The 20,853-nt window shown below is 65.9% G+C and carries 16 protein-coding genes; 1 reads left to right on the plus strand and 15 read right to left on the minus strand.

Going from position 1 to position 20,853, the window contains the following annotated elements:
• Window positions 1–173 precede the first annotated feature (173 nt).
• From RPC_RS23325 to RPC_RS23390, 14 genes are all read right to left on the minus strand, one after another.
• A complete protein-coding gene (locus tag RPC_RS23325; protein WP_415914767.1) occupies window positions 174–2,063 on the minus strand; it encodes an autotransporter domain-containing protein in 1,890 nt (629 codons plus the stop codon).
• A gap of 286 nt (window positions 2,064–2,349) precedes the next feature.
• Entirely contained in the window at window positions 2,350–3,690 is a 1,341-nt protein-coding gene (locus RPC_RS23330; protein WP_011475052.1) for an ATP-binding protein, read from the minus strand.
• Window positions 3,687–4,436, minus strand: a complete 750-nt coding sequence (locus RPC_RS23335; RefSeq protein WP_011475053.1) for a response regulator — start codon at window positions 4,434–4,436, stop codon at window positions 3,687–3,689. Before RPC_RS23335 ends, RPC_RS23330 begins: the two co-directional genes overlap by 4 nt.
• A gap of 128 nt (window positions 4,437–4,564) precedes the next feature.
• Window positions 4,565–4,789, minus strand: a complete 225-nt coding sequence (locus RPC_RS23340; protein WP_041802225.1) for a hypothetical protein — start codon at window positions 4,787–4,789, stop codon at window positions 4,565–4,567.
• A 244-nt stretch (window positions 4,790–5,033) separates the two neighbouring features.
• Complete coding sequence (locus RPC_RS23345; protein ID WP_011475055.1) at window positions 5,034–5,588, minus strand: cytochrome b; 555 nt, start codon at window positions 5,586–5,588, stop codon at window positions 5,034–5,036.
• A 108-nt stretch (window positions 5,589–5,696) separates the two neighbouring features.
• Window positions 5,697–8,855, minus strand: a complete 3,159-nt coding sequence (locus tag RPC_RS23350; RefSeq protein WP_011475056.1) for an efflux RND transporter permease subunit — start codon at window positions 8,853–8,855, stop codon at window positions 5,697–5,699.
• Window positions 8,852–10,288, minus strand: coding sequence for an efflux RND transporter periplasmic adaptor subunit (locus tag RPC_RS23355; RefSeq protein ID WP_011475057.1), 1,437 nt, complete (start codon window positions 10,286–10,288; stop codon window positions 8,852–8,854). The genes RPC_RS23350 and RPC_RS23355 overlap by 4 nt, the downstream gene beginning before the upstream one ends.
• On the minus strand, window positions 10,285–10,692 hold the full coding sequence (locus tag RPC_RS23360; protein WP_011475058.1) for a FixH family protein: 408 nt from the start codon (window positions 10,690–10,692) through the stop codon (window positions 10,285–10,287). The genes RPC_RS23355 and RPC_RS23360 overlap by 4 nt, the downstream gene beginning before the upstream one ends.
• Window positions 10,693–10,783: 91 nt before the next feature.
• Window positions 10,784–11,239: a hypothetical protein gene (locus RPC_RS23365; protein WP_011475059.1), complete on the minus strand. Its 456-nt coding sequence runs from the start codon at window positions 11,237–11,239 to the stop codon at window positions 10,784–10,786.
• 114 nt (window positions 11,240–11,353) lie between these two features.
• Entirely contained in the window at window positions 11,354–12,676 is a 1,323-nt protein-coding gene (locus RPC_RS23370; protein ID WP_011475060.1) for a methyl-accepting chemotaxis protein, read from the minus strand.
• A complete protein-coding gene (locus RPC_RS23375; protein ID WP_011475061.1) occupies window positions 12,651–13,157 on the minus strand; it encodes a PAS domain-containing protein in 507 nt (168 codons plus the stop codon). Before RPC_RS23375 ends, RPC_RS23370 begins: the two co-directional genes overlap by 26 nt.
• Before the next feature lie 222 nt (window positions 13,158–13,379).
• A complete protein-coding gene (locus RPC_RS23380) occupies window positions 13,380–14,492 on the minus strand; it encodes an ABC transporter permease (RefSeq protein ID WP_011475062.1) in 1,113 nt (370 codons plus the stop codon).
• A gap of 1 nt (window position 14,493) precedes the next feature.
• Window positions 14,494–17,277 (minus strand): ribosome-associated ATPase/putative transporter RbbA, encoded by a 2,784-nt coding sequence (rbbA, locus tag RPC_RS23385; protein WP_011475063.1) that lies wholly within the window; start codon window positions 17,275–17,277, stop codon window positions 14,494–14,496.
• Window positions 17,274–18,344 (minus strand): HlyD family secretion protein, encoded by a 1,071-nt coding sequence (locus RPC_RS23390; RefSeq protein ID WP_011475064.1) that lies wholly within the window; start codon window positions 18,342–18,344, stop codon window positions 17,274–17,276. The genes rbbA and RPC_RS23390 overlap by 4 nt, the downstream gene beginning before the upstream one ends.
• Window positions 18,345–18,490: 146 nt before the next feature.
• On the opposite strand from RPC_RS23390, the gene RPC_RS23395 reads away from it, so the two are divergent.
• The gene (locus tag RPC_RS23395) at window positions 18,491–19,093 is read left to right on the plus strand and encodes a TetR/AcrR family transcriptional regulator (RefSeq protein WP_011475065.1); all 603 of its coding nucleotides are present in this window, start codon (window positions 18,491–18,493) and stop codon (window positions 19,091–19,093) included.
• A gap of 16 nt (window positions 19,094–19,109) precedes the next feature.
• On the opposite strand, the gene RPC_RS23400 is transcribed toward RPC_RS23395, so the two are convergent.
• Window positions 19,110–20,849, minus strand: a complete 1,740-nt coding sequence (locus tag RPC_RS23400) for a chemotaxis protein (RefSeq protein ID WP_041802227.1) — start codon at window positions 20,847–20,849, stop codon at window positions 19,110–19,112.
• Between the last annotated feature and the right edge of the window lie 4 nt (window positions 20,850–20,853).

The raw sequence follows: 20,853 nt of genomic DNA on the forward strand, positions 1-20,853 counted from the left end.
TGGTTACCACCGGGCCAGATACCCGCCGCCGATATCAATTATCACCGGTTGGGGATAATTTTCAAGGATCTGCTGGGATCGGCGATGGACCGACCGTGATATGCGCGGCGACGCACATCACTGTCATCTAACCGTCATAATTGCCCGCTGCGTAGTTCCGAGCGGCGGCGCGGCTAGAACGCCAGCTTGACGCCACCGCTGAGCGCCAGATCGTCGCCGCCGCTGCGCGCGAAGGTCGACCCGACCGTCAGCGTCGCCGAGACATTGCCGGACACCAACGCCGAGACACCCGCAGCGACCCTGCCATAGGTTCGGCCATCGCCCGCAACCGGGGTCAGGATCGGCAATAGCGGCGCCGACACCAGCATGGTGGTGATGGTGCGGCCCTCGCCGATGAAATCATGCGCGGCGGTAAGGTTGACGAACGGGCTGTAGATCCCGCCGCCGATCAGCAGCGGGTAGCGCAGCTGCACGCCGGTATCGCCGGTCAGCGCTTCGACGCGCTGGCGATCGACCGTCATCGTCAGCAGCACGTCGCCGGTTTCCGTGTAGCCGTCGATCTGCGCGTTGCTATAAGTCAGGCTGGCGAGCGGCCCGACGCGGAGCTGGCCGACATCGAACAGGTATCCGGCCTTTCCGGCGACGGTGAACACGTCGGCCCTGGTATTGCCCCGAATGGTATCGATGATGCCTTGCCGCTGCAGCGCGAAGTCATGGCGGCCGTAGCCGAGCAGGCCGTCGGCGAACCAATGCGCGTCGGCGTAGGAGGCGTAGCCGGCGAACTGATAGGCATCGATGCGCTCTCGCGCGTTCTGCACGCCGAGTTCGACGTCCGGCTGCGAATAGCCGAACACCCCGCCCACCCGCCAGTTCTGGTCGAGGCGATACTCCGCCCCGAAGATACCGCCGACCGAATTGTAGTCGTAGCCGGAGCCGTAGAATTGCCGGTCGCGGCTGCCGTTGGCGTAGCTGGCCGCGCCATAGATCGACCAACGATCCGCCGGGTTGGCCGCTGGCGCCGCTTTCGGCGGTCCCGCATAGGCCAGCGCGGAGCCCAAGCCGAACGGCGCGAGGCTACGCTGGGCGTCGAGCCGGCCGAACACCGACCCGGTGAAGCCCGTCGCCAGCGCGGTGGAGATGCTGCCCTGCGGCACCACGGTGGTCGGCGCGTCGATCTGGTTGGCCATATAGCTGGCGATCAGCGCCATCGCCGCGCCGGTCGGATGCACCGAGTTTTCGTAGAAGCAGCCTGTGACCTGAGGGATGGAGCCGCCGCCATTGGCCTCGCAGCCCGGCACGGCGCTGAAACCGTAGATCGCCGCATTCTCGAAGATCCGCCGCTGCAGGATTTCATAGTTGAACAGGAAGATGCGGACGCCGGCCTGCGCCATCGGCCGCAGCAAGGTCTGCAGTTCCTGATAATAGGTATGCGCAAACGCGTCGCGCGCCGGGGCCTGAACCGCAGCACCGCCCTCCGGTTCGGGAAAATACTTCGAATTGCCGGCGCTGAACCAGGCGATGTTGCGGGCCCCGGCGGCGACCAGCTGCTGCACGCCATAGGTCGCGACGTCGTTGTAGGTGACCCCATCGAAGGTGCCGGTGATAGTGCCGACGCCGGTGCCGTTGACGGCGCGCGCCGCGGCCTGTGTTCCCAACGTCCTGGCGGCGCCGACGTCGTTGACGAGCTGCGATGAATCATTGCCGCCGATCGACAGCGCGATCAGGTCGCGATCGGTGAACCGGACGCCGTCATGGGCCAGCCGGGCGAGTTCATACGGGAAGCCGTAATTGCTGCCGAGAAAGCCAAGGGTGTTGGAGTTGCTGGTCCGCGCGCCGCCGATCGCATAATTCACCATCTCCGGCGCGGCATACAGCGATTGCAGCGTCTGCACGAAGGTGGTGCTGCCGGTGAAGGAGCAAACGCCCGGATAAACACAGGGCTCGTGACCGAGCCGAAACGCGCCGCCCGGCGCGGTGCCGGTATCCGCATAGCTGTCGCCGAAGCCATAGACGCGCGTGAACTGCGCCTGCGCCGAACCGAGCGTTGCGCCGAGTGACAGCACCGCTACTGCCGTGGCCGCCGCGGCGCGTTTGACACGCGGTGTCGTGACGCCGCCGCGCCGGTCGCCGCGTCGCCGAACGACCCGAATAGCCGTGATGCTGAGCATGCCGAATCACCCCTGTTCGCCGCAGCTGAGCGATGCGTGATCCGGCAGTCGGCACAAGCTGATAGAAATACCGAGACATGCTTTGGTGAGGAGGGCGCCGGTATTCAGCTATGCTACGGGGTCTATTTCTTGCGGGACCGCCGCAGTGTCAGCATGGCGAAGCCGATCGTCCCGGACGATCTCAGCTTGCGCTCGCGGCGCCGGGTTGCGCGCGCCGCGACGGCGACGGAAGCGTGATGCGGACGATCAAGCCGTGCGGCTTGCGGTCGTTGAGCGACAGCGCGCCGCCATGCGCGAGCGCCACCGCCTGGGCGATCGACAATCCGAGCCCGAAGCCGGAGGCCTCGTCCATGTTGCGGGCGTCGTCGCCGCGCACGAACGGCTCCAGCATCGCGCTTTTCTGCGCGTCGGAAATCCCGGGACCATCGTCGGCGACGTCGATCTTCACCGCATCCGGCGTGACGGCGAGACCGATCGAGGTTTCGGCGCCGAACCGCACGGCGTTTTCCACGAGGTTGGTCACCGCGCGGTGCAGGTCGTCGGGGCGCGCCATCACCGTGGCGTGCGCCGGCCCATGATAGCTCACGGTCTGGCCGGCATCGGTGAACTGGTCGGCGATCAGTTGCAGCGTAGTCGCGACGTCGGTCAGCGTCATCGCCTCCCGGTTGCGCCCGTTGCGCAGGAACGACAGCACCGACTCCAGCATCGAGCGCATCTGGTCGAGGTCGCCCAGCATGTGGTTGCGGCAGGCCTCGTCCTCGATGAATTCGCAGCGCAGCCGCAACCTGGTGATCGGCGTGCGCAGATCGTGGCTGATCGCGGCCAACATCTTGGTGCGGTCGTCGACCAGGGCGGCGATGCGGGCACGCATGTGGTTGAGCGCGCGGGCGACCGAGCGGATTTCCTCCGGGCCGCGCTCCGGCAGCGAAGCCGCGGCATTGTCCAGCCGGAAATTCTCCGCCGCCTTGGCGAAGGACGACAGCGGCGCCGACAGCGCCCGCGCCGCCCACAGCCCCAGCAGGGTCAGGCTGACCACCACGAACAAGAGCGTGATCATGCCCGGCCCGCCGAGAAAGAACGGCGGCCGCCAGTCCTCCGGTACCCGCACCGAAATCGTTTCGCCGTCAGGCAGCGCCACGCCGATGCGCTCGTCGCTGGTCCCCTCGAGACGCAGCTGACGGTAGTCCCGGCCGAGATGACGCAGCGGCGGCGACGGCGACGGCCCTGCGCCGGGTTCGATCGCGACGAGCGGGCCGGGCGCGCCGGGCACGATCTCGAACTGTGGAAACGACCGCGCCATCCCCGCCAGCAGCGCCGGGCGCTCGTCGGCTGACGCTTTGCCCAATATCTGAACCAGCGCGGTGAGTTCGCCGCGGCCGTGCGCGAACGGTTCCTGCTCGCCCGGCCGATTGACGAAAAACGTCACCGCGATGATGGCGTGGATCACGATGATCGAGATCACCACGATCGCGGCGATCTGGCCGCTGATCCGCTTTGGGACGATCCAGCCGAGCCGTCTCATGGCTCCGCGGTGGGGGCTGCGAGCAGCGGCTCGACCACCGGCGTGAACATGTAACCGCCGGAGCGAATCGTCTTGATCAGCATGGCGTCCTGCGGATCGATCTCGATCTTGCGGCGGATCCGGCTGACCAGCACGTCGATGCTGCGGTCGAACGAACCGGAATTGCGGCCTTGCGTCAGGTCGAGCAGCACCTCGCGCGACAGCACCCGGCCGGCGCGCTCGCAGAAGGCGCGCAACAGATCGAATTCGGCGCTGGTCAGCGCCACCCGGGCGCCGGCCGGATTGCGCAGTTCGCGCAGCCGGAAATCGATCCGCCAGCCGTCGAAGGCGAACGCCGTGGCGGCGGCGGTCGCGGCCGAGCTGGCGTTCAGCGCCGAGGCCTGGCGGCGCAGCACGGCGTTGATGCGGGCCAATAGCTCGCGCGGATTGAACGGCTTGACCATGTAGTCGTCGGCGCCCATCTCGAGGCCGACGATGCGGTCGACGTCCTCGCCGCGCGCGGTCAGCATGATGATCGGCAGCTGGGATTTGGCGCGCACCTTGCGGCACAGGCTGAGGCCGTCCTCGTCCGGCAGCATCACGTCCATGATCATCAGATCGACGCGGCGATCGGCCATCACCTTGTGCATCTCGTGGCCGTCCGCCGCCGCGGTGACGTGGCAGCCGTTGGCGCGAAGATATTTCGCAATCAGCGCCCGGGTTTCGCGATCGTCTTCGACCACCAGGATATTGGGAATGGCAACCATTCGTTCCCTTTTCGCGATTTCGCGCCGCATGCAAAGGGGTTTTTGGTTTCCCGATGTTTCCTACCGCCTGCCGACAGCTTACGCGATCGCCGCGGGAAGCCCAAATCCAGCAAAAAACGTCGTTGTGATCAAGGCTTACGGCGGATGCGGACGACCTGCAGCGCGCCGCCGACCCTGCGATGGCCGGGCAGCGGAATTGCGGCTGCGGCGGCCGCGGCGAGCCATCGGTATTCGTCCATCAGCCGCAGCGCCGTCGCTGCGGCGTCGAGCAGCCGATCCACCGTGGCGTCGACGATCGCCGCGGCGGCAGAGCGAACCGCGGAAAATCCGACCACGAGATTGATGCTGATCATCGGCTGGCTCCCTTTCTGAGGCGCTCGCGCACCGCCTCGATCGGGCGCCCGACGGCTTCGGGCGTCGCTCCGGCACGCGCCCCCGCAGTGTGGCGCGGCTTTGCTATTCACCAGTTAATTTGCCCGCTCGTAGCCTTACGGGCGCACGGTCTGCCAGCCCAAGGTCCGGACGCAAACGCAGCCTCCGGACCATCGACGCAGAACCGAAGGCGGGAGTCGGCAAGAGCCTGATCCCGCCGAGAGTTCAGCTGCGCACGCGTAGCCACGGCGCCATCCGGGCGAGCGTGCCGTCGTGACGGAAGTATTGGTGCCACAATGCGGCGGCGACGTGCAGCAGCACCAGCGCCAGGATCGCGTTGATGATCACGCCGTGCGCGTTGCTGAACGCCTTGGCGAGCTCGGGCGACTTCTCCATCAGCGGCGGAATGCCGAGCAGGGTGACGCCGCGGCCGGCGGCGATCACCATCGCAAGGCCGGTCACCGGCATCGCGATCAAGAGCAGATACAGCAGGCCGTGCACCGCCTTGGCGGTGATGTCGAGCAGCCGCGAGGTGTGGATCAGTTCCGGCGCCGGATGGGTGACGCGCCACAGTGTGCGCAGCAGCACCAGCGCCAGCACGACGACGCCGCCGGCCTTGTGCCAATCCATCACCATGCCGCGTTGCGCCTGCGGCACCGCTTCGTGCCATTCGCCGCCGACGAACAACACGACGATGAACAGCGCGATGATCCAGTGTAGCGCGACGGACACGCCGTCATAACCGACGGAGGCTTTGCCGGTGGAGTCGATGGTGGTCATGAGATTTCCCGAGCATGAAGTTGGCTTTGGCGATTTTATGCCATGGGCATCTGGCCAAGTCATGACAGGAAATTGCACATGGCACGCAACAGCGGCAACCACGTGCCGTCAGGCGCGTAGTTCCGCCGCTGTGCGCTGTTTGGTCGCATCCTCGGCGTGGTGCAACCGGGCGCCTTTGATCAGTCCGTAGATCGCGGGAATCACGATCAGCGTCAGCAGCGTCGAGGACATCATTCCGCCGATCATCGGCACCGCGATCCGCTGCATGATTTCCGAGCCGGTGCCGGTGCTCCACAGGATTGGCAGCAGGCCGGCCATGATCGCCACCACCGTCATCATTTTCGGCCGCACCCGCTCTACCGCCCCCTTCATGATGGCGTCGGTGAGATCCTGTCGGCTCAGCGCCGTTCCCTCCGCGGCGCGCTGCGCGGTGATCTCGGCCAGCGCGTGATTGAGATAGATCAGCATCACCACGCCGGTTTCGGCCGCGACCCCGGCCAGCGCGATGAAGCCGACCACCACCGCCACCGAGAGGTTGAAGCCGAGCGCCCACATCAGCCAGATCCCGCCGACCAATGCGAACGGCAGCGACGCCATCACGATCAGGGTGTCGGAAATCGCCCGGAAGTTGAGATACAGCAGCAGGAAGATGATGGTCAGCGTCACCGGCACCACGACCTTCAAGCGCGCCGCGGCGCGTTCGAGATATTCGTATTGCCCGCTCCACATCACATAGGTGCCGGCCGGAAACGCGATCGAGGCCTGCACCGCGGCCTTAGCGTCGGCGACATAGCCGCCGAGGTCGCGGTCGCGGATGTCGACATAGATATAGACCGCGAGCTGGCCGTTCTCGGTGCGGATCGCGGTCGGGCCGCGCGACGGCGTGATGCTGGCGATCTCGCCGAGCGGCACCGCGCCGCCGGCCGGCATCGCCACCAGCACGTCGCTGCCGATGGCCTGGGCGCTACTACGCAGGTCGCGCGGATAGCGCATGTTGACGCTGAAACGCTGGCGACCTTCCACCGTGGTGGTCACGGTCTGGCCGCCGAGCGCGGTGGCGATGACGTCCTGCACGTCCTGCACCGCAATGCCGTAACGCGCCAGCGCCGCGCGATCCGGCACCACGTCGAGATAGTAGCCGCCAAGCGCACGCTCGGCATAGGCCGACGAGGTGCCGGGCACGGTTTTGAGCACCTGCTCGATCTGCTTGGCGAGCTTGTCGATTTCGACCAGATCGCTGCCCATCACCTTGACGCCGATCGGGGTGCGGATCCCGGTCGACAGCATGTCGATCCGCGACTTGATCGGCATGGTCCAGGCGTTGGAAACGCCGGGAAACTGCAGCGCGCGGTCCATCTCCGCGGTCAGGCTGTCGAGCGTCACGCCGGGGCGCCATTGCTCCTTGGGTTTCAGGTTGATGATGGTCTCGAACATCTCCAGCGGCGCCGGATCGGTGGCGGTCGAGGCGCGGCCGGCCTTGCCGTAGACCGACGCGACTTCCTGGAACGAGCGGATGATCTTGTCCTGGGTCTGCAACAGCTCGGCCGCCTTGGTGACGGAAATCCCCGGCAGCGTGGTCGGCATGTACAGCAGCGTGCCCTCGTCCAGTGCCGGCATGAATTCGGTGCCGAGCTGCCGCGCCGGCCACACCGTCACCGCCAGCACCGCAAGCGCCAAAACGATCACCAGCACCTTGGCCTTGAGCACGGCCTTGATCGCCGGGCGATAGATCCAGATCAGCAGCCGGTTGATCGGGTTCTTGTGCTCCGGAATGATTTTGCCGCGCACGCACAGCACCATCAAGGCCGGCACCAGCGTCACCGACAAGATCGCCGCCGCCGCCATCGAGAAGGTCTTGGTAAAAGCCAGCGGGCTGAACAGCCGGCCTTCCTGCGATTCCAGCGTGAAGATCGGCATGAACGACACGGTGATGATCAGGAGACTAAAGAACAGCGCCGGCCCGACCTCGGCCGCGGCCTCGATCAGCACCTCGATGCGCGGTTTGTCGGGCGGCGCGCGCTCCAGATGCTTGTGGGCGTTCTCGATCATCACGATCGCAGCGTCGATCATCGCGCCGATGGCGATGGCGATGCCGCCCAGACTCATGATGTTGGCGCCGAGGCCTAAGAGCTTCATGGTGGCGAACGCCATCAGGATGCCGACCGGCAGCATGATGATCGCCACCAAGGCGCTGCGCACATGCAGCAGGAACACGATGCAAACCAGCGCCACCACGATGCTTTCTTCGATCAGCGTGTGCTTCAGCGTGGCGATCGCGGCCTTGATCAGGTTGGAGCGGTCATAGACCGCGACGATGTCGACCGAGGCCGGCAAGCTTGAGGCGATCTCCTTGAAGCGCTGCTTGACGTTGTCGATGACGTCGAGCGCGTTGACTCCGAAGCGCTGCAGCACGATGCCGCTCGCCACCTCGCCCTCGCCGTTCAATTCGGTGAGGCCGCGGCGCTCGTCGGGGCCTAACTCGACGCGGGCGACGTCGCGCAGCAGCACCGGCGTGCCGCCGGCACTTTTCAGCACCACATTGCCGAGGTCGTTGATGTTCTTCAGATAGCCCTTGCCGCGCACGACATATTCGAACTCCGAGAGTTCGACGGTGCGGCCGCCGACGTCGGCGTTGCTGGCGCGGATCGCGTCGCGCAGCTTCTGCATCGGAATGCCGAGGTCGCGCATCCGCTGCGGATCAAGAACGACGTTATACTGCCGGACGAAGCCGCCGACGCTCGCGACCTCGGCGACGCCTTCGGCCTTGGCCAGCGCGAATTTCAGATTCCAGTCCTGCAGCGTGCGGGTGTCGGCGAGGTTCAACTCCTTCGACATCACCGCATATTGATAGACCCAGCCGACCCCGGTGGCGTCCGGGCCGATGGTCGGGGTGACGCCGGCCGGCAGCCGCGAGGCGGCGCCGTTGAGGAATTCCAGCACCCGCGAGCGCGCCCAATAGATGTCGGTGCCGTCTTCGAAGATCACATAGACGAACGACACGCCGAAGAACGAGAAGCCGCGCACCACCTTGGATTTCGGCACCGTCAGCATCGCGGTGGTGAGCGGATAGGTGACCTGATCCTCGATCACCTGCGGCGCCTGGCCGGAATATTCGGTGTAGACGATGACTTGGGTATCGGAGAGATCCGGAATGGCATCGAGCGGCAGATGCACCAGCGCATAGAGCCCGGCAGCGGCGGCGAAACCGGCCCCGAACAGCACCAGCAACAAGTTCCGCGCCGACCAGGCGATCAGACGGGCGATCATTTCATCGCTCCGGCGTCGGAGAAGCTTTTCAGCGCGGCCTTCAGATTGCTTTCGGCATCGATCAGGAAATTCGCCGAGACCACCACGGCCTCGCCGTCACTGACGCCTTGGCGAACTTCAACATAGCCGCCGCCGCGATGGCCGAGCTTGACCTCGCGCGGCGCGAAGCGGCCCTCGCCCTGCTGCACCAGCACAACCTGGCGCTCGCCGGAATCCAGCACCGCGCTGTCCGGCACTGCCAGCACCGGCTGCGGATTGCCGGTGTCGATCTCGGCGTCGAGATACATCTCGGGCAACAGCGCCATGTCCGGATTCGGCAGTTCGATGCGAAGCCGCGCGGTGCGGGTGTCGCGATTGACCTGCGGATAGATCACGCTGACGCGGCCTTCGAACACCCGGCCGGGATAGCCGCGCGCGCGCACGCTCACCGCCTGGCCGACCGACAGCGCGCCGAGGTCGCGCTCGGCGACGTCGACCAGCGCCCACACCTGGGAGATATCGGCGATCCGAAACAGCACGTCGCCGGGATTGGCGCGGGCGCCCTCGATGACGTTGCGCTCCAGCACGATGCCGTCGCGCGGCGCCGACCATTGCAGCACGGTCGGCACCGGGCCGCCTTTTTCTATCGCGACGATTGCGGCTTCCGGGACGTCGAGATTGACCAGCCGCTGCCGCGAACCGCGGCCGTAGGTGGCGACGCCGCCGACGGTCTTGGAGTTGATGGTGGCGACGTATTCGGCCGCCGCCGACGACACCGTCGGCGAATAGACCTGCATCAACGGCTCGCCCTTGGCGACTTTGCTGCCGGTGGTGACGTTGGCCACGCTCTGGATGAAGCTCTCCGAACGCATCGCGATCACCGAGACCCTGCGCTCATCGAGCTGGATCGCGCCCGGCGCGCGGATCGTCGTGCGGATCAGCCGCATCGCCGCGCGCTCGGATTTGACCCCCGTGCGCTGGATCTTCTGCGGCGACAGCGACACCGAGCCGTCGTCGCTCTCCTCGCCCTCATAGACCGGGATGTAGTTCATCCCCATCGGATCTTTTTTCGGCACAGGCGACGTATCGGGCAGCCCCATCGGATTGCGATAGAATTTAATCTTGCGCTCACCGCTCGCGGTCGCGGGCGTCGGCGCCGGCGCGGCAGGCGCCGCGGCCTCCTCGACGTCGTCGAAATTGAGATCGGCGGAGGGCGGCACCGCGCGAAACGCCCGGCCGTCGGCGGTGGTCTTCGGCGTCGGCGAATACACCGGCTTGCCGTCGGGGTCCTGGTAATAGATCGGCTCCTCGGCGCTCTGCGCCGCCGCCGGCGACACCAACGTGGCGACGATGTCGCGTGCATGGGTTAGATGTCCGGTGCCACCGGACAGCGCGCCCCCCGCCGCCGCTATCACAGCGGCGGCGGTGGCGCAGGCGAGGCCTGCGCGGCTCACTTGTTCGCCGAGATGACGAGCTTGCCTTCGACCGTGCCGGTCTCGCCCTGCAGCTTGGCGCCGAGCGACAGCAGCCACTTGCCTTCCATGCCGAAGGTGGCCTTGAACTTGTATACCCCGGGCTCGGTGCTGCCCGGCTGCAGCGCGATCTTGGTCGCCATCTCGGCCATGCCTTCCGGCGCCATGTCGAGCCGGGTGGCGAAGATCACCGCGTCGGACACCGGCTGGCCGGTGGTCTTGTTCACCAGCTTGACGGCGACGATCTTGTCCTTGCCGGCGGTGATGACGGGATCGAGCAGCTTGAATTCGTAGTCCTTGACGTCGGCGCGGGCGAAGCCTGCGGTGGCGAACAGGCCAAGGCCGATGAGCGCGGCGGCGAGCGCGCGCGAGCGAAGCGTGGTCATCTGAAAATCCTCGAAATGATGGTCGAGCCGCAAAGCGGCATGTCGGACCGCGCGATCAGCTCGCGCGGCAGCACACGGCGAAAAAGGCCGTTCAGACCAGGGTTCGAGGCGGATGTTCCGGAGGGGAATCGCCCATGCCGTTGGCGTGGGCATCGGCGTGGCGCGGCAGCACATTGCCGGGCATCACGAAATCCGGCTGCAGCAGCGCAACCGGCATCGCAATGAACCCCGACGACATGCAGTTGATCATCGCGACGCATTTGTCGCAGCCCGATGGCTCCGGCGCCTGCGACGGGCAGCAGGGCATTTCGCTCGCCATTTCGGCGGTGGCGACCGTGTCGAGGGCCACCGTATCCATGGCGATCGTATCCATGGCGAGGTCCTGGCCGCGAAGCGCGGCAGCGGGGTGATCTGCGACCATCGACTGGGCGTGGATAGCGCCGTGCGACGACGCATCGGCCATCGCCGGCCGGGACAGCGGCGCCATAGCGATGCCGACGATCATGACGATCGCCAGCAGCCAACGGATGGTGACAAAGCTGTTCACGCGGTCAGTTTCTCATAACGCGCCGGATTTGCAAAGCCCTGGCGGCCTCCGCAGCTTGCCGGGGTTCGGCGGCGTCGATCTTGATCGAGATCAACCGCACCGGGAAAGCCGCGGCTACGCCGCGCGGCGCTCGAGCTGGCCGCGCCGCAACGACTGCAGGAACTCGCGCACCGTATGGCCCAGCGTCGCCGATTGCTCGGCCAGCGTGCTGGAGGCGCGCAATGTCGTGTCTGCGTGCTTTTCGGTCTGGCCAGCGTCGGCGCTGACCACGTGAATGTTACCGGAGATGTCGCGCATTCCGGCGAACGCCTGCTCGATGTTACGCGCCACCTCGCCGGTGGCGGCGGTCTGCGCCTGCACGCCGAGCGAGACGTTGCTGGTGATCTCGTCGACCTCGCCGATCGCACCGCCGATGGTCGATATGGCTTCCACCGCCGCCTTGGTGGTCGACTGCACCTCGGCAATGCTCAGCGAGATATCGTGGGTCGCTCGCGCGGTCTGCGCCGCCAACGACTTGACCTCCTGCGCCACCACCGAAAAGCCGCGGCCGGCGTCGCCGGCGCGCGCCGCCTCGATGGTGGCGTTGAGCGCCAACAGATTGGTCTGCGCGGCGATCTCATCGATCAGTTGCACGATGGTGCCGATCCGCTCGGTGGCGGTCGAGAGGCTTGCCACCGTGAGCCGGGCTTCTTCGACCCGCGCCACCGCGGTCTTGGCGATCGCGGCCGAACGGGCGACGTTCTGCGCAATCTCGTTGGCCGAGGCGGTCAATTCGGTGGTGGCCGCGGCCACCGTTTCCATGTTGGCGGAGGCCTGATGCGAGGCCGCGGAGACCGCGTTCGCGCGTTCACGGGTGGCGGTGGCGCCGCGGCCGAGGCTGCCCGCGGTTTCGCCCATGTTGCCGGACGCCGACGACACCGTCTCGATTACGGCGTTGACCGCGCCTTCGAAATGCGCGGTGTTGGCGTTGAACGCCGCGACGCGCCGCTCGATCGCCTCCATCGCCTCGTTGATGGTTTGGCTGGCGATCAGCAGCGAGCCGCGCAGCCCCTGCGGCAGGATGTGGCGATAATATTTGTCGTCGCGGATCGCTCCCATCGCCGCGCTGGCCTCGCGGACAAAGGCGTCGCAGCGGTCGGTCATGTCATTGAATTCGTGCTGCAGCGCGCCGATCGCGCCGCGCTCGCGGATGTTCAGAACCCGCGCCTCGAAATCACCATCACGCAGCCGCCGGCAGACCTGGGTGAGATCGTCCACCACGCCGTTCAGCCGTGCCAGCGCCACGCCGAGAACGCCAAGCGCCAGCAGCGCCGTCAGCGACCCACCAAGCGCCACCGCGTGGGATTCAACCAGCACGCCGGCGAGTGCGATGAGCAGCGCCGCCGCTGCGACGCCGAGCCCGAGCGCGGCTCTAAAGAGAGAAGACGAGTTGATCATAGGGCATGTTCTTTGCGGTGACGAAGTCGGTCAGGTGGCGATAGCCCGCGGCCAGCCCGTCCTTGGCGTTGCGATGGCCCTGCTCCTCGCGCAGCAGCGCGGCGTAGACCGGCTGCAGCACGGCGATCACCCGACGTTCGGGGACGCGGCGATTGGAATGAAAGCCGACAACGCGGCCTTTAGCATCGAACGACGGCGTGACGTGGGCGAACACCCAGTAGAAGTCGCCGCGTCGCGACATGTTCTTGACATAAGCAAAGATCTCGCGGCCCTCGTTCAAGCTGTCCCACAACAGCTTGAAGACGCAGCGCGGCATGTCAGGATGGCGGATGATGCTGTGCGGCTGGCCGAGCAACTCGGCCTCGCTGTAGCCGGCGAGGTCACAGAACACCCTGTTGGCATAGGTGATCCGGCCCTTGAGGTCGGTCTTGGAGACGATGATGTCGTCGGCGTCGAAGAACAATTCGACGTTTGTTGGCATGACCGCAGCTGACACGACGGATATTCCGATTGGAGAACAATCGCCGCATTCTTACGATCGGCTTCGTTAAGAAAGCCGCAACAACACCATTTCTCTATGTTACGTTCAAAGCTGTTACTTGCAATTACCTCTCATAATTCGTTGCGCGCCGGCGATGGACCTGCACAACCGTGACATGAAATCCGTCACCGTCGGTTGCAATCGGCGGGCGCTGCACGAGAACTAACGCAGAAACTGCCGAAATCGACGCAGCGCCAGCACGAACAGCAGCGATCCGATGCCCAGCAAGGCCGCGAGCTGCGGCCAGACCACGTCGAGGCCGGCGCCGCGAAACAGGATCGACTGCGCGAGTATCACGAAATGGGTATTAGGCGCCGCCAGCATGATGGTCTGGATGAGCTCCGGCATACTCTCCCGCGGCGTCAGCCCGCCGGACAGCGCCTGCAGCGGAATCAGGATCAACATCAGCAGCAGCCCGAACTGCGGCATGCTTCCCGCCACCGTCGCCAAATAGATGCCCATGCAGGTGGTGGCGAACAGATGCAGCATGGTGCCCAGCAGAAACAGCAACAGCGAGCCCTGGATCGGCACCGCCAGCCAACCTTGTACCACCAGCGCCAGCGAAGCACTGGAGGCCAAAAGCACCACCAGCCCCATCGACCAGATCTTGCTCGCCATGATCTCGAACGGCGTCACCGGCATCACCAACAGATGTTCGACGGTGCCGTGCTCGCGCTCGCGGATCAACGCGGCGCCGGTGAGGATGATCGACAGCATGGTGATGGCGATGATCAGCTCATGGATCGCGCCGAACCAACCTTTGTTGAGCTGCGGATTGAACCGCACCCGCATCGCCAAATCGACCGGCACGACGGCCGGCGTGCGATGGTGGCTGAGAAATTCGTTGACCTCGCCGCTGACGATCGACTGGATATAACCGCCGCCGCTGAACGCCTGGGTCATCCGCGTGGCGTCGATATTGAGCTGGATGGTCGGCGACTTGCCGGCCAACAGGTCGCTCTGGAATTGCGGTGGAATGTCGAGCGCAAAAGTATCCAGCCCGGCGTCCATCCTGGTGTCCATCTCGCGCGGGGTGATCAGCTTCGGGATCGAAAAATACGGCGGGTTGAACGCCGCGACGATGCGTGACGACACCGGCGAGCGATCTTCGTCGACCACCGAAATCGCCGCTTGGTTGAGCGTCTCCGGGATCGCCTTGGAGCCGGTGTAGATCGACAGCGTGAAGGCGTAGGCGATCAGCACCAGCAGCATCGGATCGCGCAGCAGGCCGCGCAGTTCCTTGACGCCGAGCTGCAGGATGTTGCTCAGGCGCATCTCAGTTCGCCTGTTTCTTGAGAAGAGCCGCGCCGAGCCCGAGCAATAGCGGCACCGCGATCAGCAACGGCACGAACGAATTCCACAGCTCGACGAAGTCGAGGCCCTTGGAGAAGGTGCCGCGGGTGATGTTGACGAAATAGGTGGTGGGATAGATCCGGCCGATCAGAGCGCCGAAGCCCTGCAGCGACGACACCGGGTCGATCAATCCGGAGAACTGGATCGCGGGGATCAAGGTGATCAGCGCGGTACCGAAAATGGCGGCGATCTGGCTGCTCATGAAGGTCGACAGCAACAGCCCGATCGCGGTGGCGATCACGACGTAAAGGAAGGTGCCGCAGGCCAAAGTGAGGAAGCTGCCGGTGAACGGCACCTGAAACACGAAAATCGCAAAGGCGGTCAGCAGCACGCAATTCAGCATCGCCAGCGCGACGTAAGGAATTTGCTTGCCGATCAGGAATTCCAGCCGCGTGGTCGGGGTGGCGTAGAAGTTGATGATCGAGCCCAGCTCCTTTTCGCGCACCACGCTCAGCACCGCCAGCATCGCCGGGATCATCAGCAGCAGCAGCGGAATCACCGCTGGCGCCATCGCCACCAGGCTCTTGATGTCGGGGTTGTAGCGGTAGCGCAACTCGATCTGGAACTTGCCGGCGACCGCGGCGGCGCCGTACAGTTCGCGCGCCTTCTGCGTCAGCCAGCTCAGATGCATGGCCTGCACATAGCCGCGCGCGGTCTCCGCCCGCGCCGGCATCGCGCCGTCGATCCAGGCGCCGATCTCGACATTGCGGCCGCGGGCGACGTCACGGCCGAAGCCGGGCGGAATCTCGATCGCCAAGGTCAATTCGCCGCCGCGCATCCGACGATCGAGATCGGCGTAGTCGGCGATCGGCGGTTGCTCCTGAAAATAGCGCGACCCGGCGATCTGCAGGACGTAGTCGCGGCTGATCGTGGTATCGTCGCGGTCGAGCGCCGCGAACGACAGCTTCTCGACGTCGAGATTGATGCCGTAGCCGAGCACGAACATCAGCAGCACGCTGCCGAGCATCGCCATGGTGGCGCGGATCGGATCGCGGCGCAACTCCAGCGCCTCGCGCCGCGTATAGGCGAACATCCGCCGCGGATCGAACCAGCGATGCGACGGCTTGCGCGGCGCGACGTCGCCGAGTGCTGGCGCGCTGGCCGTCGTGACCGCCGGTTGCGACGCGATCGCCGGCGCCGCATCCGCAGAGGCTGGGCCGATCGCGTCCTCCAGATAGGCGACGAAGGCGTCTTCGAGATTGGGCGCGTTGCGCCGCTGCACGATGGCGCGCGGGGTGTCGCTGATCAACACCTTCCCGGCATGCATCAGCGAGATGCGGTCGCAGCGCTCCGCCTCGTTCATGAAATGGGTCGAGACGAAGATGGTGACGTTGTCCTTGCGCGACAGGTCGGAGAGAATTTGCCAGAACCCGTCGCGCGCCACCGGATCGACGCCGGAGGTCGGCTCGTCGAGAATCAGAATATCCGGCGAGTGGATCATCGCCACCGCCAGCGACAGCCGCTGCCGGATGCCGAGCGGCAACGCATCGGGCAGTTGATCGCTCACCTCGGCGAGATCGAAGCGCTGCTCCATCTCGGCAATCCGTGCCGGAATCGCCGCCGGCGCCATGCTGAACAGCCTGGCGTGCAGATCGAGATTCTGCCGCACGGTGAGTTCGGAATACAGCGAGAATGCCTGCGACATGTAGCCGACGCGGCGGCGTACCGCCATGTCGTTGGGATCGACCTCGTTGCCGAACAGCCGGGCCTTGCCCTGGCTCGCCGCCAGCAATCCGGTCAGCATCTTCATCGTGGTGGTCTTGCCGCAGCCGTTGGAGCCGAGGAAGCCGAAGATTTCGCCGCGCCCGATCCGGAACGAGACGTCGTCGACCGCGGTGAAATCGTCGAACCGCATGGTGAGATGCTCGGCCTCGATGGCGACGTCGTCGACGCCCGCAGCTACGCGCGGCGGAATCACCACCTCGCGATAGCCGCGGCGTTCGGCCTCCGGCAACAGCGCGATGAAGGCGGCGTCCAGCGTCGCCGCGCCGGTCTTTTGTAGCAGTTCGGCGGGAGAGCCGGCCGCCAGCACTTTGCCGGCATTCATCGCCACCAGATGGTCGAACCGCGCCGCCTCTTCCATATAGGCGGTGGCGACGATCACGCTCATGCCGGGACGATGGCCGCGGATGTCGTCGATCAGTTCCCAGAACTGCCGCCGCGACAAAGGATCGACGCCGGTGGTCGGCTCGTCGAGAATCAACAGATCGGGATCGTGGATCAGCGCGCAGCACAGGCCGAGCTTCTGCTTCATGCCGCCGGAGAGTTTGCCCGCCGGGCGGTTCGCGAACGGCGCCAGCCCGGTGTCCTGCAACAACTGCCCGATCCGCCGCGCCCGCTCGCGCGCGCCCTGGCCGAACAGCCGGCCGAAGAAGTCGACGTTCTCGAACACCGACAGCGTCGGGTAGAGATTCTTGCCGAGCCCCTGCGGCATGTAGGCGATCCGCGGACAGGCGAGCCGCCGATGGGTGGGGTCCGACATCTGGCCGCCGAACACCACGACATGACCCTGCTGCACGGCGCGGGCGCCGGCGATCAGCGACAGCAGACTCGACTTGCCGACGCCGTCCGGGCCGATCAGCCCGATCATGCAGCCCGCCGGCAGGTCCAGCGTGACGTCGTCGAGTGCCACAGCTTTGCCATAACGCAGCCCGACGCCTTGCAGCCGCACCACGGGCGCCGCGGCCGGACCCGCGGGCTCGCTCATTGCACCAGCGTTCCGTTGAGCCGCGCCGGCCATTCGGCCTTCGGATCGAGCCGGATGTAGGCCATGCCGGGCAGCCCGGTCTTGACCCGCTGGATGTATTTGCGCAGCAGCTCCGGCGGAATATGCGCTTTCACCCGGAACATCAGCTTCTGCCGCTCTTCCTCGGTCTCCACCGTCTTCGGCGTGAACTGCGCGACGTCGGCGACGAAGGTGGCCTTCGCCGGAATGACGTATTGCGGCACGGCGTCGAGCACGAGCCGCACATCGCTGCCGATCGCAATCTGTCCGGCCTGCGCGGTCGGCAGGAAGAAGGTCATGTAGACATCGCCGAGATCGACAAGGTTGAGCACCCGGCCGCCGGCGGCGATCACTTCGCCGGGCTGCGCCACGCGATATTGCACGCGGCCGTCGCGCGGCGATTTCAAGGTACTGTCGTTGATCTCGACGCTGATGCTCTCGATCGCGGCCTGCGCGGCGTCGACCGCCGCGCCGGCATCGATCACCTGCGCCTTGGCGGCGCTGATCGCCGCCTCGGTGGCGGCGAGTTGCGCCTGCGCCGCGGCGACCGCGGCTTTGGCGCCCTGCTCGTTGGCGCGATCGTCGTCGAGCACCTGCTGCGACACCGCGCTGGTCTTGATCAAGGTCTCGGCGCGCGCCAGCTTGCGCTCCAGCGCATCGAGCTGCGCCTCGCGCTGCGCGATCACCGCGACCGCCGCGGTGCGCTCGGCCTCGCGCTGGGTGACGAGGCTCTTCGCGGTGTCGACGCCGATCGCGGCTCGGCGCAGTTGCGCGGTGGCTTGGCGGCGTTGCGCTTCCAGCTGGTCGGTGTCCATCCGCGCCAGCACCTGACCGGCGGTGACGTAATCGCCCTCGGCGACGAGGATCTCCCGGATGCGCCCGGGCGACTTGGTCGAGATATCGATCTCGGTGGCCTCGATGCGACCGTTGCCGCTGGCGATCCCCGGCGGCAGATCACTCTTTCCCAAAACCTTCCAAGCGAAATAACCGCCGCCGGCGGCGGCCACCACCAGCGCGGCGATCAGCCAGCGATTCCAAGTCTGTGTCATCGAACCATGGTCTCCCGCCGGTCTGCTGGCGCTGGCGTCGAGACTAACGGCTTTGGCCTGGCATCGACCTTGATTTTGATCAACGACTGTTGACCATTGCACCACCAGAATGTCGCTCGGCTTGATTGGAGCGATCGGGAGGCTCGATGCGTCGCGAAACCGGATCGCGGACCAAACCGCTCACCCGCGACCGGATCCTCGAAGCGGCGATTGCGCGGTTCTCCCGGCATTCCTATGAGGCGACCGGGCTGCGCGATATCGCCGCCGATGTCGGCGTCGACGTCGCCTATGTGCACCGCTGCTTTGGCTCGAAGGAGCGGCTGTTCGCCGCAGCCGTGCAAGCCGCCATCAAGCCCGAGCGATTCCTCGCCGGCCCTGGCGACGATCTTGCCGCGACGCTGTCGCAGCAGGCGTTGGCAAACCAGGCGAGCCAGGGCCCCGATCAGACCGGGCCGCTCGACATCGTGATCCACTCGCTGTCCAGTCCCGAGGCGTCGCGGGTGTTGCGCGCGGTGATGCTGAAGGATTTCATCGAGCCGATTGCCGGCAGACTAGGATCGCCGGCGGCGAGCCGGGCGGCGCTGATCGCCGCGTTGCTGGCCGGCGTCGGCATTCTGCGTAGCGTGCTCGGGGTGGCGGCTCTGCAAGAGGCCGAAGGCGGCGAGTTGCAGACCCTGATCCGGACGGCGATCGACAGCATGATCGATGCCGAGACTGCATCGCAATGCGACGCCACCCGCGCCGGCTGACCGCCGCCGCATCAACTCAGAAGAAGATGTCGTCGGTGCTTTGCGCGCACGGTTCGGCGACGCTGGCCTGAGCCTTCAGGAAGCCAAAGCGTTCGGCAAATTTGCGGTGCACGTCGCGTTCCTTGACCATGGTGTATTGCAAATACAAATCGTCGAACAGCGTGTCCACGGCCTCGCCGATCTCCCCCGACAACTGCTCGCTGCGCGGGCGCCGTTCTTCGAGCCGCAGCGCGACCTCTGAGAGCGAGGCGAATTTCACACCGAGCTCCGCCATCGCGCCCTTGGCGCCGACCACCAATGTTTCGAACACCGCGCTCTCGCGGGTGAGGTTGTCCATCAGCGTCGCGAGGTGACCGTTGCCGGCCTCGATCTCTTCGAGCGCTTGGCCGATCGAGCCTTGCATCTCATCGACGTGCAGCGCCTCTTCGGCTTCGCGCAGTGCCTTCAGCCGATCGGCGGCCTGTTCGATCGCGTCGACCACCGGACAGAGAAATTTCGCGGCGGCCGAGATCCGATCGGCCGTGGTCTTCAGTTCGTTGGCGATCACCACGAAGGCGCGGCCGCGTTCGCCGAGATGACTCGCCTTCAATCCGGCGTTCATGCCGATCAGGGTGATGTCGATCACCGTGTCGCCGAGTGAGGAGATCGCGGCGCGGAATTCCCTGAGCATGTTTTCCAGCACCGAGATCGACTGATCGACCGCCATCTTGGCGCAGCCGCAGGCGGCGATCAGCGACAGCGCGGTGCTGAGCCTGGTCTTCATCACCGCCAGGAACGAACTCATGTCGTCGCCCTGACCGCCGCACAGCGTGCGACCGTGGCCGACCATCTTGGCGGCGTCGAGCCCGAGCGCGGTCAATGATCGCTCGATGGTGCTGACGTCCTGGGCGAATCCGGTGATCGCGTCCTTGAGCTGCACAGCCTGCAGGGCGTGTACGAACGGCGCCACCATCGCCAGATCGCCGGCGTCGCGTCCGGCGGCGGGGGCGATGCCGCCGTTCGGCTGCACCTGGCACAACGCCCGGCAAACGTGTTCCAGCCGTTGCCGCGTGCTGTCGCCGGCCTGCAGCGACACGATCGCGTTGCCGACGGCGGCGCCGATGTTGCCGGCGCTGGCTCTCGCCAAAGCGGCGAGCCGCGTGCTCTCGGCCTGGCGGTCGGTGATCTCGCCGCAGGCCGACATCAGCTCGGCGCTGGCGGTGAGCAGCTGGCCCCGGTAATGCGCCTCGAAATTCGATTGGCCTTTCAGCGCCGCGGCGATCGCGCCGGCCAGCTGTTCCTGGTCCTTGGCGCAGGCCACGATCGAGCGCTGCACCGATTTGGCGAGCTCCGACGCCTCCCGGGTGAAGCTCAAAAATCCGCCGCGGTCGCCATCCAGCGACGCCGCCTCGATGCGAGAACTGCGCGCGATGATGGTGATCATGTCGATATGCTTGAGAATATCCTTGAGATAGACCGAAGCCTTGGTCGCGCTGCCGGAGATCTCGCCGAGCAGACCGGTTTCCGCCGGCAACGCATCGGCCAGGCTGCGCAAGCGCGAGGCGATGTCCCTGCACGCCTTCGACGCGTTGGCGATGTTGGCGCCGGACAATTCTCCGCCGAGCAAGCCGAGGTCGGAGTTCAATCCATCGAAGATGCTATGCGCCCGTCCAAGATCGGCGCCGACCCGTGCGAACACGTCCTCGATCCGACTGCCGACATTCTCGATCGACGTGATGGCTTCGGTTTCGATCGTTGCGGGAAGCGCTCCAGCCATGGGC

Source organism: Rhodopseudomonas palustris BisB18 (genome assembly GCF_000013745.1).
GTDB lineage: Bacteria > Pseudomonadota > Alphaproteobacteria > Rhizobiales > Xanthobacteraceae > Rhodopseudomonas_A > Rhodopseudomonas_A palustris_F.